The organism is Nocardia sp. NPDC046473 (assembly GCF_040645995.1).
In the GTDB taxonomy this organism is placed as follows: Bacteria; Actinomycetota; Actinomycetes; order Mycobacteriales; family Mycobacteriaceae; genus Nocardia.
This window is the reverse complement of the sequence record NZ_JBEYZJ010000005.1, coordinates 45,210-60,789: the sequence shown is the minus strand read 5'-3', so window position 1 is coordinate 60,789 and position 15,580 is coordinate 45,210. Positions and strand designations below refer to the sequence as shown.

Below are 15,580 nucleotides of genomic sequence, written 5' to 3'. Positions count from 1 at the left end.
AAAGGAGGCCTATGACCGACACCACACACCCCTCGGCCAATCCCAAGGACCGCCTGCTCGCCTCCGCGATCGAAACCTTCGGAGTCAAGGGCTTCCACGGCACGACCACCCGCGATATCGCCGCGGGCGCGGGAATGAGCCCGGCGGCGGTGTACGTGCACCACAAGTCGAAGGAAGACCTGCTCTACCTGATCGCGCTCGAGGGCCACCAACGCACAGCACGCGCGTTCGCCGAGCAGATCGCGGCGACCGACGACCCGGTACAGCAGCTCACCGGGCTGGTCCGCAGCTTCGTTCGCGACTACGCGGTGAACCACACGCTCGCGCGCATCGTCAGCTACGAACTCGCCTCACTGGCCCCGGAACATCGCGCGCAGATCCTCACGATCCGGCGCGAGGCACTCACCATGGTTCGCGGGGTCCTGCACGCCGGCAACGCAAGCGGCGTCTTCCACGCAGACAACCTCGACATGACCTCCGTCGCGATACTCTCCCTCGGCATCGACGTCGCGCGCTGGTTCCGCGACAACGGACGCTTCACCCCCGAGGCCATCGCCGACCACTACGCCACCCTCGCCCTCCGCATGGTCGGCGCCACCCCCTGACTGGATTCAGCCGGCGGTACGCACTCGTACCGCCGGCTCGTTCATCCGATCAACGCCGACTCAGGCCGCCGATTCCGCTGTCTCGCGCAGCTTTTCGAGCCACCCATGCATCGAGTTGGCCACCCCGTCACGCTGATTGTCGAGGTCGGCCCGGACCGGGTCACCATCCCAGGACATGGTGCTGTGCACGAGGGTGCCACCTTCCAACCAGCCTGAGAGCTGGCCGCACTACACGCAGGCGACATTCGACGTTGCTGCCGAAAGCCGTTGGCTAGCAGTCCATTCGCGATTCGAGCCCTTCACCAGAACCCGCACTCGGCGAGGTAGGCCGCGGCGCGCCGACCGGCCGCTGGAATCATGTTTCAGACCAGTCGGTACGGTACGAATAAGGTTCCGACGCGGAGGAGCTCTCGATGGACGGATTCCGGTCCCAAGCAGATCGCGCGGTCGAGTCGTTGGCCAGGCGAGACGACGTCGCCCTCGTCCACGACGAACGCGCCCTGACCGGGGCCGAACTGGCCGAGCTCGTCTATCGGCTGGCCGGCGCCCTGCGTGCCGCCGGAGTGTCCGCCGGTCGCCTGGTGGCGATCCACGCCGCGAACAGCCCCGAGGTCATCGCGGTGCGCATGGCGACCCACCTGCTCGGGGCGTGCGGTGCGGTCTTCCCGACCCACGCGACCGATGAGCTCGTCACGTTCACCGGGGCGGACCTGCTGGTCACCGCGCCGCGCTTCGCCCGACCGGGCGCCTACAGTCTCGGCCCGGCCCCCGGCTGCGTCGATCTGCTCGCCCTCGCGGAGTCCATGCCCGCCACGCCGATCCACGGCCAGGCCTCGCCCGACGATCTGTGCTTCATCGTGTTCAGCGGCGGCACCACCGGCACCCCGAAAGGCAGCTGCCACACCTACGCCGACCACAGCTCATTCGTCGGCACGGTGCGCGAGCCGCGACCGCGGCTGCTGGTCGTCACGCCGCTCGCCTACCTGGCACAGACCCTCGTCGACAGCGCACTAGTGGCCGGCGGCCAGGTCGTCCTGCTGGACTCCCCCACTCCCTTCGACCCCGCCGTCGTCCTCACCGCGATCGAACAGCATCGCATTACGAACCTATTCCTGGTCGAACCCCAACTGTTCGCTCTCGCAACGCATCCCGAGCTCGCCAGCTATGACATATCCAGCATGCGACGCCTCCTACACCTGGGCGCGTCCGCCCCCGCCGCCGCCCGCCGCACCGCGCTGAAACGACTGGGCCCGATCCTCTGCCACGGCTACGGCAGTAGCGAAACCGGACTCATCGCCATCCTCGACCCCGCCGAATACACCTTCGAACTGGCTGATACCGCCGGCAAACCGTTGCCCGACAGCCGAATACGCTTCACCAACATGGACGGAACATCCGGCGATATCGCCGTGGCCGGACCAGGCGTCGCCGTCGGCTACTGGCGCCGCCCCGACCTCGATGCGACCATCGCCGACGGCTGGCTCAACACCGGCGACGTCGGCTTCCTCGACGACAACGGCTACCTGCACATCCTCGGCCGCCGCCGCGACCTGATCAATGGTGTCTTCCCCGCCCAGGTCGAAAACCTGCTCTACCAATTCCCTGAAGTTCGCCTCGCATCGACTTTCCCTGGTACAGAAGGGTTTTGCGCCGTCGTCGTGCCCGAACCCGAAGCTACCGTGGATCCGACGAAACTGGCCGCCGACGTATCCGCAGCTCTCGACGTGCCCCTCACCGTCACCCTCGCCGACCACCTCCCACTGACCGAACAAGGCAAACCCGACCAGCAGGCGATGCGCGCCATCTGACGCGGAGTCCCACATCCAGACGGTCAAGACCCTCTACGCAGCCTTCGTCCAAGGTGACGTGCCCGGCCTGCTGGCCACCCTCGGCGACGACATCGACTGGGCCAGCGAAACCACCTCCACCGTGGCCCCCTGGTACGGCATCCGCCACGGCAAGGACGCCGTCGCGTCGTACCTGCAGCAACTCGCCGAAACACTCGAGGTCAAAGACTTCACCCCGGTCCGCTACGCCGTCACCGACTCCGACGTCCTCACCGTCGTCCATTTCCACGCCACCAACCGAGCCACCGGCCGTCAGGTAACCATGGACCTGCACCACCAATTCACCTTCCACGACGACCATATCGTCTACTTCCGCGGCACCGAAGACACCGCGCAAGTCGAGGCCACTTTCCAACCGGCCTGACAGCGAGCCGCACTGTTCGACGGTGACCTTCGACGCCGATATCCGTTGCGAGCGTTCGGTTTATGATTGCTCGCCGGTTCGCCGTGCGAAAGCGCCACCAGCACAGTCGATTCAAGCGACAATGGGAATTGTTCTTCGGTGGGGTTCGATTTCCGACAATCGGGCCCCACAACGGGTGTCCGCGCCCGCTCAGGCTCGGCCCCGCTGCTACACACCTGACGATCCACGACCGATGAACCTCGGTCAGCGACAAGGACATTTCCATGGCAGATCGTGCGAAGAATCAGAAGTTCAGCACCCTTTTCGACTGGTTCGACCAAGGCAAAGACGGCTACCTCTCCGAATCCGACTTCCACCAGATGGCCATCCTCTTCACCGCCTTGCCCGGCGGCGAGGCCCCGGAAAACGCGAAGGCACTACATGACGCCTTCGACAAATGGTGGAGCCTGCTCCTGGCCGGCGGCGACAGCGACGGCGACGGTAAGCTCGACCGCCAAGAATTCAGCACCGTCATGCAATCGAGCGTCACCACCCCGGAAAACTTCGAAACCGCAGTACTGGCCATAGCCGACGCCTTCATGCGCATCGTCGACACCAACAACGACGGCACCCTCAGCTTCGACGAGTACGTCCGCATGTACGACAGCCTCGGCATCGACCCCGCTCACTCCAGCGACGCCTTCCGCCGCCTGGACCGCGACGGCGACGGTTCCCTCAGCTACGCCGAATTCCGCACCGCCATCACCGAGTTCTACCTCAGCGACGACGAAAACGCGCCGGGCAACTGGCTTTTGGAACCGCCTCGCTGACGGTTTCACTTCCGGCCCCGGCAGTTACCCTGCCGGGGCAAGGAAATGTCAGACCAGCCAGGACTTCCGTCCGGGGTAATCGTCGAAATCGTCGGGCCAGTCGGATGGGCCGACCACCGACGGATCAGCGCGTGCAGAAATATGCGAATCAGGCTGCGTCACAGGGGTTTCCGGGGTCCACTTCCAAATGAACCGGTCCGAGGTCCGCAGCTCCGCGAGCTCGGGCGGCCACGGCCGTGCGAGCGCCTCGATGTCGGGCCATCGGCACTCGCCGTTCTGCACCCGGATCGCAAAGGCGACAAGTTCCGGCGATGCCCCCGGTCGCGCCGCCAACAGTCGCATGAATTCTTCGTCGATCTCGGTCGGCTCGTCGAGAAAGGCTTGCAGATCGAAGTTGTCCAGCCGAATCCGCACCGTCCGCAGATCGTCGACCGCGTCCATCAATCCGCGGTAGGCGGCCTCGACCGCCGGATCGACGTTCGGGTCGGGGCCGGAACCGCGCAGCGGCCTCATGCGTTGTCCCATGGCTGCGTGCCGGAGCCGACGTCGTAGTCGGTGGGCCGGTTGTTGGTCTGGCTGAGGTCGGCTGCCTTGCGCGCATCGTTCAGGATGTCGGCGGCCTTGACGCCCTTGGCGAACGGCTCGACGAGCTCCTCGAACTTCTGATCGGCCTTGTCCTGCGCGGCTTTCGCCGGATCTTTGATGACCTCGAGGAACTTCTTGGTCGCGTCGACGAGCTTCTGGATCTTATCGACCAGGGTCAGCGCGTCACTCACGATTTTTGCCAATTTAATGGCCAGTTCAGTGATTTGGGCGGTCCAACCGACCACCGGAATCTTCTTGAACGCAAACTTGAATGCATCCGTGATGCCGTCGATCTTGACCTGACTCTCGAGCAATTCCCACAGCCACTTCAGCACTGAGCGGACCGCGTCACGGATCTCGTCGGAGACCTTCCCGAGCGCCTCGCCGAGGATCCGCCCGGTCGGACCTTCCCACTGCATCGCCGCGACCTGCCGGCTCGCCCAGTCGTTGAACGACAGCGCGGCCTTACCGTTCCAATGCGGGTCGAGGCGTTTGACGCCCGACTCGAGATTCTTCCCGCAGTTCTCCATCGCCTCGCCGGCGATCTTGTAGGCCTCACCGATTCGCCGAATCTCGGTCCAGTTTCCGGGAATCGGCTTCAACGCCTCGCCGAGCGGGTCGTACTCCCTGCCGACGCTCTTGGTAAGGCGTTTCACGGTGTCGTTGACGGCGCCGAGCGGCGGCGCCACATCCCCGATCAGTGCGATCAGCTCCTCCTTGTTGCCAGACGGCGCATCGAGTTTCACCTCCTCCGGCTTCGGATACTGCGCAGCCGACTCGTAGGGACTCGTCGCGCCGACCGCCTCCTTGTCGGAGTAGACCGGTACCGACTGATCGCCGGTGGCCAGCAGGTTGGCTTTGTGCCGGTTCAGCGCCTCATAGGTCTGCCGGTCCTTGTCGTGGTAAAGCCAGGCCGCGTTGTTCAGTTCGAGGGCGGTATCGGCGGTCACCGTGCCGATGCTCAGCATGCGCTGCCGGGTCAGCTCCGCGAATGACTTCAACGGATCGAGCAAGTCATCGATGATGATCGCGCTGACCCACTCCGCGGGCGGCCCCTCCTTTTGGATGAACTCGGACGCGTGCCATGCGTCCCGGCCGATGTCGGTCATCAATTTGCTCAGTCCGGCGATTTCCGACGGTGTCGCCTCGAACTGTTCACCCATCTACTTCTGCCCTATCCCCTAGCCGGTTTTGCGTATCGACTGCACGATCGAATCGATGTCTGCCCTCTTCAGTGAGTTCTTCATGTCGATGTGACGCTCCACCACGAACACCGCCACTTCCGCGCTCGCGTAGCCCGGCGTGGCGATGACGTCGAACTCCGCCGCGTCGGGCTCGCACGACGCGCGCTTCGCGATGTTGGAGACCGCAGCGGAGTAGCGCACGGCAGGCCGGCCACTGATCTCGAATTCGAACGGTCCGCGAATCTCGACCGTCGGCCGTCCCCCGACCTCGGCAGCACTGAACAACTGCGCCGTCTTGTCGATCTCTTGCCGCGCGGCCGACCCGACGTCGATACCGTTGCGGCCGGTGACGCCGACATAGGCAAGCTTCGAAGTGTCGATTTCCGGGCAATAGCCCACTCGGTACCTGCTCACCGCCGCATAGGTGGCGATCGTTGCCTGCCCGGACTCGTCGACGAAGCCGAGTACCGTCTCGTTGCTCGCCATCCAGTCCTTCTCGGACGGCACCGTGTAGGTAAGCCCGTATCGAGTCGGCACGGGCTGGGGCATTCCGTTCGACGCGGGAGTCATCGACGGCGGAAATTCCAGGTACGGAAAACCCGGCGGCGGTGCCGGGTCGACCGGGCCGGAGTTGCGTGGTGGCGGTCGCCACGCGGAAGCTGCGCTCTCGACCGAACCCTGGTTGTTCAGGTGCGGATTCCCGGTCTGTGTGACGTACACCATGAAACCTGCGGCGAAGCCGACCGCCAGGACGATGCGCACCAGCCGAATTCGCCAGCTCACCGGACCGCGGCGAAGGAGATCGCGCAGAAACGGGCCGACGCGATTCCACTGATCCCACCCCAACGGTTCCCCTCCTACTGCAAATCGTTGGCAACGATAACATCGCCGTCGAGGCCGAGCCCGACGCATGTCCCCGCTCCCGATACAGTCGGGTCAGCATCGTGCCGACGCGAGCGAGCGGCCGACGATTACCGACCGGGTAGCTGCCCGGCACGACAGGGGGACGATCCGAACGTGATCCAGCGACAGAGTTCATCGACAGCGGGCAGGCCACTGCGGCTCAGCCGTCGTAGGCGGACCGTGGCGACCGGCTTGGGGCTCCTGAGCACCATCGGCGTGCTTGCCGCCTGTTCTTCCGCTGAGCGGGGCGATGCCACGCCCACTACCGCGGTCGCGGGTCCGGTGTCTTCGACGCCTGCGGCCGAGCCGGTGCCCGGGATCAAGGTGGCGGTCCCGCCCGCCGCCGATCAGGTCGTGCCGCGGCTCGTCGGGTTCGATCCGTGCTTCCGGGTGCGTGATTCGCTCATCGAGCAAGTCGGATTCGATCCGGGGAGTCGCGAACGGTATGCCGCCGAAGTGACGTCCATGACAACGTTGACCCATATCGGTTGCACCTTCCGCAGGGTGGCGACGGTCGACGGGGCAGAGGCACTCACCGGATCCCTCTCTATTACGACGAACACGGACAAGGTGGCGGAGTTCGGCGGAAGCAAGCGGAACGAGGTCGTCGGTACCGATCCCATCAATGGACGGCCTGCCGTTGTCTACCGATCGGCGGTGGCCATTCCCACCTGCGACGCCGCCGTCGAAGCACCGGACGGAACATTGCTGATCTCGCTGACCGTTCCGCCCGCACCCGTTCCGGTTCCCGAGGCGTGCAGCCAGATTCGAGAGATAGCGACCGTTATCGCGTCAGCGCTGGACGGCTGAGGGCACCGCCGCAGGTGTCCGTGCGCGCAATGATCTGATTCATGCCAGTTCGTTGTCGGGGCCGAGCACGATGCGTGGTGAGCGGGTTGGGTCCAGCCAGCGTAGGACGTGCAGTAGGTCGGGTCGGGCGAGGCTGACGCAGCCTGACGTGTCGCCGGACCCGTTGGCGTGTAGGAAGATTGCGCTACCGGCTCCAGGGACGGGTGGCACGTTGTAGGTGATGAAGGCGAAGTAGGCGTACTGCGGGGTGACCTGCCAGAGGGCCTCGCTGGCACCGCCCGGATCGACGCCGTGCTGAAAGGTGTTGTAGCCCGCGGTGGCGGGGTTGGCGTTCCACCAATCATCCACGGCTAGAACGTGATAGGGGTAGCGGGTGCCAGGGTCGGGTTCGAGGCCGTAGAGGGTGTCCCCGAAGCCGTATACGCCGGTCGGAGTCGACGGCTCCGATTCTCGATGGTGGTCGCTGAAGCCGTTTTCGCCGATTCTGGCGACCATCGCCGGGAACGCGGGGCGCCAGTCGCCGTCGACCTTCTCGAATGTTTCCAACGTCGCGTAAGTGGTTGCGGCGGTAGGCGCATGCACGATCACCGCCTGGCCGGTGGTCGCCGGGAGAGCGTGCAGCACGGGCGTGAGATCGGGACCGCCGCACACCGAAGTCGTGGCCGCTACGACTCCCGAAACCAGGAGCCCGATGACGCACTGGGTGGCGGTCATGGGTGTCAGAACCAGGCGCCGATGGCGAGGAACGCGCAGATCAGCACGAACAGGATGCCCATGAGTGGCGCGACGAACCGCACGTAACGGTCGTAGCGCACCTTCGCCAGGGCGATACCGCCGGTAACCACCGCCGTGGTCGGGGTGACCAGGTTGGCCCAGCCGGACGCCGACTGCCATGCGGTAACCACAAGGGAGCGTGGCACATTCGCGAAATCGGCGAGCGGCGCCATGATCGGCATGACGAGGGTGGCGTGGCCGGAACTGGACGGGATCAGAAAGCCCAGTGGAATATTCACGAGGAACACCGCGACCGCGAACAGCGCCGACGAGGTACCGGTCACCACGCCTTCCAGCGCATGCAGTGCGGTGCTGGTGATTTCGCTGTTGTTCATGATGACGGTCACGCCGCGAGCGAGCACGATCACGATGCCCGCACCGACGAAGTCGCCGAAGCCCTTGCCGATCGCCTCGGACACCTTGTTCTCGCCAAGGCCGCCGACGAGCCCGATCAGCACCGCGCCGACCAGGAACAGCGCGGTGAGTTCGGGGAAATACCAATCCAATTCCCACCCGAACCGCTCGGCCTCGGGTCCCTTGATCACCTCCGCCCACGGAATGATCGCGAAGATCATGAACGCGAAGGTGACCGCGACCAACCAGAGCACCGCGGCCTGCCGGTGGGTCATCGGGTCCGGCGCGTGATCTTCGGCGCGCACGTCGCGGTCGCCGGGTTGCCAACCCGACCAGGACTTCTCGGGATCACGCTCGACCCGTCGTGCGTACCAGAGCACATATCCGACGGTGACCGCGGTGAGCACCACCAGCATCGCGATACGCAGCAGAATGCCGTCGCCGATGGGCACGCCGGCGGCCGAGGACGCGGTGCCGGTGGCGAAAGGGTTGACGGTCGAACACAACATGCCGACGCCTGCCCCGCAGATGATCGCGCCGACCGCCGTCATCCGGTCGTAGCCGAGCGCCAAGGTCAACGGCACCAACAGCGCGTAGAAGCCGAGGGTTTCCTCCGCGAATCCTTCCACCGTGCCCGCGATCGCGAACACCACCATGACGCCGACGATCAGCAGCGCCGACCGGCTGCGCAGCCGAAAGGCCAGCTGCCCGATACCGCTGTCGAGCGCGCCGGTGGCGAAGGCGACGGTGATGAACGCGCCGACGGCCAGCACGAACAGGAACACCGCCGCCGCGCCGTAGAGATTGCCGGACAGGTCGGGACCCACCTGTCCGGTCTTGGCGTCCTGAATTCCGTAGAGCCCGTTGATCGGCGAGAGGAACAGGTCGCGCAGCCGCGCGCCGAAATTCTTGGCGTCCTCGACGCGGTGGTAGGTTCCGGCGATCGGACGGCCCTTGTCGTCGGTGTGGTAGACGCCAGGCGGAACGATGAATGCCGCGAGCCACACCAGCAGCGCGACACCGGCGAGGATCGTGTAGGTCGAGGGAAAGAACCACTTCTTGTGCGCCGATGGCTCGGATTCTGGTGCGGCCGTTGCTGTTTCGACATCATTCACCGGCGCGCCCCGACGGCGAAGGATTCAGCACCAGGCGGCTGAACGTCATAGTGCCCGTACACCAGCACCGTCGGTGCGCCCGGCGGGGCGGGAATGCGCCCGTAAACGACCGGGGCGGTATCGGGCAACCGCAGCACCCGAATGTCATCGACCCCGAACCTTCGCAACTCATCGGCAACGCGATCGTGCGCGCGCCGCACGTTCTCGACGGGATAGCCCGGGAACGCGATGGACGGTATCGAAATAGACTCTTTGAGCAGTTCCGTGAGCTCCGGCAGCAGATCACTGACGATCACACGCAGGTCACCGCGCTGGTTCATGCCGCACATGGAACCACCTGATACGCCCGCACCAGCAAAGCCTCGGCGATGTTTATCCAAGAGTGACCGAACCCAGGTCTGATAAGTGTCGTACGGTTTCATCAGCACGCGGTGTCCTCGGTGCTGGACGTTACGCATGGCGGCCTGGAAGGGTTCCTCATGATCGACGATCAAGCCGACGTCGCACGGCACAACCTGCCGTTCGACGACAATCTGTGGGACGCGGTCGCGGCGGCGTTCGAGCGTCATACCGGACGGCGGGCGGCGATCGCCGCCAACGGTGTCGGGTTCGTCCTGGTCGCCGTGCAGCTGGCCGTGCTCAGCATTCCGTGGACCGGTGGGCATGCGCACTTCCGGCACGACGCCATCGTGATCAGCACGTTCGGGGTCGTGTACTTCGCGCTCGCGATACTCGTCGGTGTCCATCGAGGCGAGCGCCGAGCGGATCGGGCGTTCGGCTGGGTGCGCCAGCGGCGGGCGCCGACCGCCGAGGAACGGTCGCTGACGCTGGGCTTTCCCTCGGCCGAGGCGATCGACGAGTTCGGCGGCTGGTTCCTCGGGGCGATCTTGATCGCGATCGTGCACGCGGTACTGCAGTATCCGGTGCTCTACACCGTGCGGGTCGGCATCATCATCGCGCTCGGCGGCCTGACCAGCGGGGCACTGTCGTATCTGCTGCTGGAACGGGTGGCCCGGCCGGTCCTGCGGATCGTCCTGGACGGCGAGGCGCCGCCGGCCGGTGCGGTGCTCGGACTCCGCGGGCGGCTGATCCTGTCCTGGCTACTCAGCGGCGCCGTGCCCGTGGTGCTGCTCGGCACCGCGGCGCTCGGCCTGACGCCCGCGGAGCGAACCTGGCTGCCGGTGTCGCTGGCCGTGCTCGCCGCGTTGAGTGTCGTCGCGGGTCTCGCCTTCACCGCCGCGATGGCATGGTCGCTGGTCGAGCCGGTGGTCGGCTTGCAGGCGGCGCAACGACGGGTGCAGAACGGCGACCTGAGCGCGCAGATCCCGGTCGACTACGGCGGTGAGGTGGGACAACTCCAGGCCGGGTTCAACCACATGGTCGAGGGAATGCGCGAACGGGAACGGCTGCACGATCTGTTCGGTCGCCACGTCGGCACCGAGGTCGCCCGCTTCGCGCTGACCGGTGACGTGCGCGTCGGCGGCGAGCGGCGCCCGGCCAGCGTGCTGTTCGTCGACCTGATCGGGTCGACCGCGCTGGCTCAGCGGCTGGCGCCGGAAGCCATGGTGACGATGCTCAACGACATGTTCGCGGCCGTGGTGGGCTGCGTGGGCGCCGAAGGCGGGTGGGTGAACAAATTCGAGGGCGATGCCGCGCTGTGCGTATTCGGCCCACCCGACAACACCATCGGGCACGCCGCCGCGGTTCTGCGTGCCGCACGATCGCTGCGGACCGCGCTGGCCGCCCTCGCCGAGCACTATCCCGAACTCGATGCCGCGATCGGGGTGTCGACCGGAGTCGTCGTAGCAGGCAATATCGGCGCGGAGCATCGCTACGAATACACCGTGATCGGCGACCCGGTCAACGTGGCCGCCCGCCTCACCGAACAAGCCAAGATGGTGCCCGAACGGATCTTGGTCGCATACGACACGATCGCCGATGCCGCCGACGAAGCCCGGTGGTGGCAACCGCACAACACGCTGATGCTGCGCGGCCGCTCCACACCGACCAAGACCTTCGCGCCGGTCCCGGTCAACGACCCGACCGGGGCGCGGGCCTGAGTTACCCGAGGGTCGCCGAGAGCTCGTACTGGGCGAGTACCCGCTGGATCAGCTCGGTCAGCTGCTCGACGTCGACCAGCTTCGGTGCGTGAAAACCGTTGACGCGCATAGTGACTTCCCCGGCGGATTCGAAGAGCGACACATACAGGTTGCCGCCGCGTTCGGTCACGACGGTGCGCGAGTCGAGGCTCTGATTCACCAGGCCGAGCCTGATCGTCGCGGCCGGGCCGCCGTCGATGCGGAGCATCGCGGGGTCGATTTCGCCGAGGTTGGAGCACACCGAGACGGTCGCGTCGGCGGCGACCTTGCGCACCAGCACGGCGAACAACCGGCGCGGCAGCGCGACCGCGAGCGGAATCAGCGGCGGCGCAGGCTGTCCCGCGGCCGCGCCCAGCTTCTCCTTCATCAGCGCGCGCAACGGTGCCAGGTCGGTCAGCATGCCGTCCCGGAGATCCACCTCGAAATCAATGGAGGCCAAGGCATTCGCGCGACGATCCGCCTCGGTGCGGGTACTGACCGGCATCATTATGCGGGCCCGCCCCTGGTCGTCGGTGCGACCGATCTCGGTGGCGATGGCCGCGGTCACCGCGACCGCCAACGTGGTCGCGGAGCCGCCGCGAGTCCGGGCGGCGGCATGCCACAGTGGCGCGGGAACCGTCGCGTCGACCGACGGCAGGTGAAAGTTCGGGTCTTCCTCATCGCGCACCTTGGCTTCGCCGCGCCGGACAACCGCCATCTGCACCGCCAGGCCGACCGCCTGCACCAGCACCCGGCCGCGGCGCGCGGCATCGCGAAAATCGTCGGACAGCAAACGCATTCGCCCGAATTCATCCGATCTATAGTCCAGATCGAAGGATTTTCCCGCGACCGCCTCCGCAATCGCGTCGCAAAATGCGCGACCATCGGCGATCGTGTGGGAAGCCAGCAGCGATACCGCGCTTTCGCCGTTATCGCAGGCGGTCACCGCCAACCGCCACGCCGGACCACCGAAGGTCTGCAATTCCGCGCGGCCCTGCTCGGCTATCCACGTTGCCAGCTCACCATGCGGAATAGGCGCCTCGGTCACCTCGACCGGACCGAATTTCGCTCGCGCACTCCACCGGTCGCCCGCGGCCGGAATCGTCGCGGCCGCGACCACCCGCCCCAACCTGCCGTCCTGCAACGCGGCGTGAAAGTCCGTCAGACCGGCCATATCCACCGGACGGTCGTAACGCCAGACCGCCTGTATTGCCAAGGTCCCACCCAAAGCGGAATGCCCTCGCGCACTGACACAATCTATGTCGCCCAGTCGGTACGCCATCGTAAATCTCCCTCGAGTTGCCGCAGCAGCTACAGCGGTGCTGGGTTGCCGGACGGACAAAGCGTCCGGTCCGGCAACCCTGTATCGGTAGGAGGGCCCGCTCTGTATCACCTCGGCTGACTGAGGTTGTAAATCATGCTGTCACCGACAGTTGTCGCGGTGAAATTAGATTTCACCCAGGCGGTGATTTCGCTTGAACTGCCCTCGAATTCGTGGCCCGGACCGTGTCTGCGGCGTCGTCGGCGATGAAGTACTTAATGTCGGCACTGGCGACATATTGCTGGAACTGGGCTGATCAGCTACGTCCCAGCTGTGTGGTCCGTGTGAGGCTCGATAACGGCAGCACGATCAGCCGGTGGTCGCCGCCGCGATAATGGCTGGGTGTCGTCGTTCAGCTTGGTCGAGCCCCCTCTGTTCACCCGTCTGCGGGACGCCTCCAAGGTGTTGATAGCCGGGGCGGGCGGCGGATTCGATGTGTACGGTGGCATCCCACTCGCCGTTGCGCTGGAAGGGCTCGGTAAGCAGGTGCACCTGGCGAACCTGTCGTTCAGCAACCTGAGCAGGACCCCGCTCGATGACTGGCTCGCGCCGGGGGTGGCCGCTGTACATCCCGAGACCGACGGTAACGATGACTACTTCCCTGAACGCACCCTGGCTCGATGGCTGGCGAGCACCGATCGCGAACCGATCGTGTACGCCTTCCCCAAGTCCGGCGTCCGCCCCTTGCGGGCCGCCTATCGCGCGCTCATCGATCATCTCGGCGCGGACACGTTGGTGCTCATCGACGGCGGCACCGACATCCTGCTCCGCGGCGACGAGGCCGGGCTCGGCACGCCGCACGAAGACATGACCAGTCTCGCCGCGGTCGCGGGACTCGACGACATCGCTCGCCTCGTGGTGTCGGTCGGGTTCGGTATCGACGCCTACCACGGTGTCTGTCATGCCCACGTACTGGAGAATCTCGCTGCGCTGCAACGCCAGAACGCATTCCTCGGCGCGTTCTCCATCCCGCCGGACAGCCAGGAGGCAGTCGCGTACCTCGCCGCTGTCAGCCACTGTCTGGCCGAAACTCCGTTGCGCCCCAGCATCGTTCACTCCCAGATCGCGGATGCGTTGCACGGCAAGTTCGGTGATACCCATGCCACCGACCGCACCTGCGGCACAAAGCTATTCGTGAATCCACTGATGGCGATGTATCTGTCCGTCGACCTTCCCGCCCTCGCGCGCAGCGTCGAATACCTACCGCTGCTCGAGCCGACCGACGACGCCTACCAGGTGGTTCAGCTCATCGAAGCGCACCTGGCGGACCGCCCGAAACCTCGCCCGCACAGCCTCATTCCGCACTGATCAGCTGCGTTGATCGCCCGGCGTATACGGGATGTTGAGTGCGTTGTTCTCGTCGACGCGGATGGGGCGGCCGAGTTGCGGGAAGGCGCGTTGGGCGCAGGCTGGGCGTTCACATACTTTGCAGCCGGGGCCGATCGGGATGGCGGCGCTGGTGTCATCGATCGGAAGTCCGTGGGAGTACACGAGTTTGTGCGCGTAGCTGAGGTCGCAGCCGAGGCCGATGGCGAAGTCGCGTTTGGGCGAGAGGTAGCCGGGGGTGCTTTCGTCGGTGGTGCGGGCCAGCCACAGGTAGCGGCGACCGTCGGGCATCTGGGCGATCTGGGTTCGGATGCGACCCGGCGTCGCGAACGCCTCGTGCACCACCCACAGCGGGCAGCTGCCGCCTACTCGGGAGAAGTGAAAGGCGGTGGCGGACTGACGTTTCGAGATATTGCCCGCCCGGTCGGTGCGGACGAACAAGAACGGCACCCCACGTCGGCCCGGCCGTTGCAGGGTAGACAACCGATGGCTGACAGTCTCGAAACCGACCTCGAATTTCGCCGACAGTAGGTCGATGTCGTAGCGCAGCGCCTCGGCGGCATCGTGAAACGCGGTGTAGGGCAGGATCAATGCGCCGGCGAAGTAGTTGGCCAGCCCGACCCGCAGTAGTCCGCGCGATTGCGCGGCCAGCGAATCGGCCCGCGCGATGATCGCGTCGATGGCGTCGGCTTGGGTGAGGAACGCCAGTTGGGTCGCGAGCTGGAACGCGCGTTGCCCGGCCGAGAGCCTGCGAGCAAGGGTGAGAATTCGGGTGGCTGGGTCGAAGGTGCGCTTCGGGCCGGGCTGATCGGGATCATCGGTGCGGATCGCGACCGCGATGTCGTGCTCCTCCCTCAGTAATCGGGTCAGCTGCAGATCCATTCCACCGAGCGTGAATCCGCGACGGGTGAACAGTTCTTCGGCGGCGGTGTCCAGGTCAGGGATGTGGTTGCGATGGTCGTAGAAGAAATCGCGCACATCCTCGTACGGCATGCCGGTGCCCGCGTCGTGCGAACGCGGGTCGATACCGGCGGAAACGCGTTCGAGCTGTTCGGTGGCGCCGCGCAACCGACGATGCATGCCGACCAGCACCCGTGCCGCGGCGGGAATACGGGAGACGAGTTCATCGATCTCGGTGGTCGTGATGGTCGACCCGTCAGGATCCTCGGCGAAGACCTCCTGCAGATCGGCGAGCAGCCGCGCGTCGGTGTCGGCGGCGAAGAACTGCATATCCAGGTCGAAAGTCGAGTTGAGTCGTAGCAACACCGGCACGGTCAACGGCCGCTGGTCGTTTTCCAGCTGATTGATGTAGCTGACCGACAGCCCGAGCGTGCCGGCCATCCCGGTCTGGGTCAGCCCGCGTTGCTCACGCAGCGCGCGCATCCGACCGCCCGCGTACATCTTCTGCATAACTCGAAATCTAGCACCACCGTCCTACACAACTTTTACAACTTCACCGGTCGGCTTCCGCAAATATAGGCATTTGCGAGGTATTTCCGCACCGA

At 65.7% G+C, this 15,580-nt stretch carries 16 protein-coding genes; 7 read left to right on the top strand and 9 right to left on the bottom strand.

The window, feature by feature from the left end; genetic code table 11:
* Positions 1–11: 11 nt before the first annotated feature.
* Positions 12–605, top strand: a complete 594-nt coding sequence (locus ABZ942_RS18135) for a TetR family transcriptional regulator (RefSeq protein WP_357383318.1) — start codon at positions 12–14, stop codon at positions 603–605.
* A gap of 60 nt (positions 606–665) precedes the next feature.
* Here the strand turns inward: ABZ942_RS18135 and ABZ942_RS18130 are convergent, their stop codons facing one another.
* Complete coding sequence (locus ABZ942_RS18130; RefSeq protein WP_357383316.1) at positions 666–794, bottom strand: hypothetical protein; 129 nt, start codon at positions 792–794, stop codon at positions 666–668.
* Between the two features lie 224 nt (positions 795–1,018).
* Between ABZ942_RS18130 and ABZ942_RS18125 the strand changes: the two genes are divergently transcribed.
* From ABZ942_RS18125 to ABZ942_RS18115, 3 genes are all read left to right on the top strand, one after another.
* Positions 1,019–2,413 (top strand): AMP-binding protein, encoded by a 1,395-nt coding sequence (locus ABZ942_RS18125; protein ID WP_357383314.1) that lies wholly within the window; start codon positions 1,019–1,021, stop codon positions 2,411–2,413.
* A 13-nt stretch (positions 2,414–2,426) separates the two neighbouring features.
* Complete coding sequence (locus ABZ942_RS18120) at positions 2,427–2,816, top strand: nuclear transport factor 2 family protein (protein ID WP_357384543.1); 390 nt, start codon at positions 2,427–2,429, stop codon at positions 2,814–2,816.
* A gap of 263 nt (positions 2,817–3,079) precedes the next feature.
* Positions 3,080–3,625, top strand: a complete 546-nt coding sequence (locus tag ABZ942_RS18115) for an EF-hand domain-containing protein (protein ID WP_357383312.1) — start codon at positions 3,080–3,082, stop codon at positions 3,623–3,625.
* Positions 3,626–3,673: 48 nt separating this feature from the next.
* Here ABZ942_RS18115 and ABZ942_RS18110 read toward each other — a convergent pair whose 3' ends face one another.
* The 3 genes from ABZ942_RS18110 to ABZ942_RS18100 are packed head-to-tail and all read right to left on the bottom strand — an operon-like array spanning position 3,674 to position 6,240.
* A complete protein-coding gene (locus ABZ942_RS18110; RefSeq protein WP_357383310.1) occupies positions 3,674–4,138 on the bottom strand; it encodes a hypothetical protein in 465 nt (154 codons plus the stop codon).
* The gene (locus tag ABZ942_RS18105; RefSeq protein ID WP_357383308.1) at positions 4,135–5,373 is read right to left on the bottom strand and encodes a hypothetical protein; all 1,239 of its coding nucleotides are present in this window, start codon (positions 5,371–5,373) and stop codon (positions 4,135–4,137) included. The genes ABZ942_RS18110 and ABZ942_RS18105 overlap by 4 nt, the downstream gene beginning before the upstream one ends.
* An 18-nt stretch (positions 5,374–5,391) precedes the next feature.
* Positions 5,392–6,240, bottom strand: a complete 849-nt coding sequence (locus ABZ942_RS18100) for a hypothetical protein (protein WP_357383306.1) — start codon at positions 6,238–6,240, stop codon at positions 5,392–5,394.
* A gap of 171 nt (positions 6,241–6,411) precedes the next feature.
* Between ABZ942_RS18100 and ABZ942_RS18095 the strand changes: the two genes are divergently transcribed.
* Positions 6,412–7,107 (top strand): DUF3558 domain-containing protein, encoded by a 696-nt coding sequence (locus ABZ942_RS18095; protein ID WP_357383304.1) that lies wholly within the window; start codon positions 6,412–6,414, stop codon positions 7,105–7,107.
* A 39-nt stretch (positions 7,108–7,146) separates the two neighbouring features.
* Here the strand turns inward: ABZ942_RS18095 and ABZ942_RS18090 are convergent, their stop codons facing one another.
* From ABZ942_RS18090 to ABZ942_RS18080, 3 genes are read right to left on the bottom strand one after another with little or no spacing between them, the layout of a single operon-like run.
* Positions 7,147–7,821 carry a L,D-transpeptidase family protein gene (locus tag ABZ942_RS18090; RefSeq protein ID WP_357383302.1) on the bottom strand — a complete coding sequence of 225 codons (675 nt, stop codon included), beginning with the start codon at positions 7,819–7,821 and terminating at the stop codon, positions 7,147–7,149.
* A gap of 5 nt (positions 7,822–7,826) precedes the next feature.
* The gene (locus ABZ942_RS18085) at positions 7,827–9,350 is read right to left on the bottom strand and encodes a YfcC family protein (RefSeq protein ID WP_357383300.1); all 1,524 of its coding nucleotides are present in this window, start codon (positions 9,348–9,350) and stop codon (positions 7,827–7,829) included.
* Positions 9,347–9,670, bottom strand: coding sequence for a hypothetical protein (locus tag ABZ942_RS18080; RefSeq protein ID WP_357383298.1), 324 nt, complete (start codon positions 9,668–9,670; stop codon positions 9,347–9,349). The genes ABZ942_RS18085 and ABZ942_RS18080 overlap by 4 nt, the downstream gene beginning before the upstream one ends.
* A gap of 120 nt (positions 9,671–9,790) precedes the next feature.
* On the opposite strand from ABZ942_RS18080, the gene ABZ942_RS18075 reads away from it, so the two are divergent.
* Positions 9,791–11,410, top strand: a complete 1,620-nt coding sequence (locus ABZ942_RS18075) for an adenylate/guanylate cyclase domain-containing protein (protein WP_357383296.1) — start codon at positions 9,791–9,793, stop codon at positions 11,408–11,410.
* A 1-nt stretch (position 11,411) separates the two neighbouring features.
* Here ABZ942_RS18075 and ABZ942_RS18070 read toward each other — a convergent pair whose 3' ends face one another.
* Positions 11,412–12,644 (bottom strand): hypothetical protein, encoded by a 1,233-nt coding sequence (locus tag ABZ942_RS18070; protein WP_357383294.1) that lies wholly within the window; start codon positions 12,642–12,644, stop codon positions 11,412–11,414.
* Positions 12,645–13,091: 447 nt separating this feature from the next.
* Between ABZ942_RS18070 and ABZ942_RS18065 the strand changes: the two genes are divergently transcribed.
* Positions 13,092–14,057, top strand: a complete 966-nt coding sequence (locus tag ABZ942_RS18065; protein ID WP_357383292.1) for a DUF1152 domain-containing protein — start codon at positions 13,092–13,094, stop codon at positions 14,055–14,057.
* Here ABZ942_RS18065 and ABZ942_RS18060 read toward each other — a convergent pair whose 3' ends face one another.
* On the bottom strand, positions 14,058–15,485 hold the full coding sequence (locus ABZ942_RS18060; protein ID WP_357383290.1) for a short-chain fatty acyl-CoA regulator family protein: 1,428 nt from the start codon (positions 15,483–15,485) through the stop codon (positions 14,058–14,060). It abuts the gene before it with no gap.
* Positions 15,486–15,580: the final 95 nt, after the last annotated feature.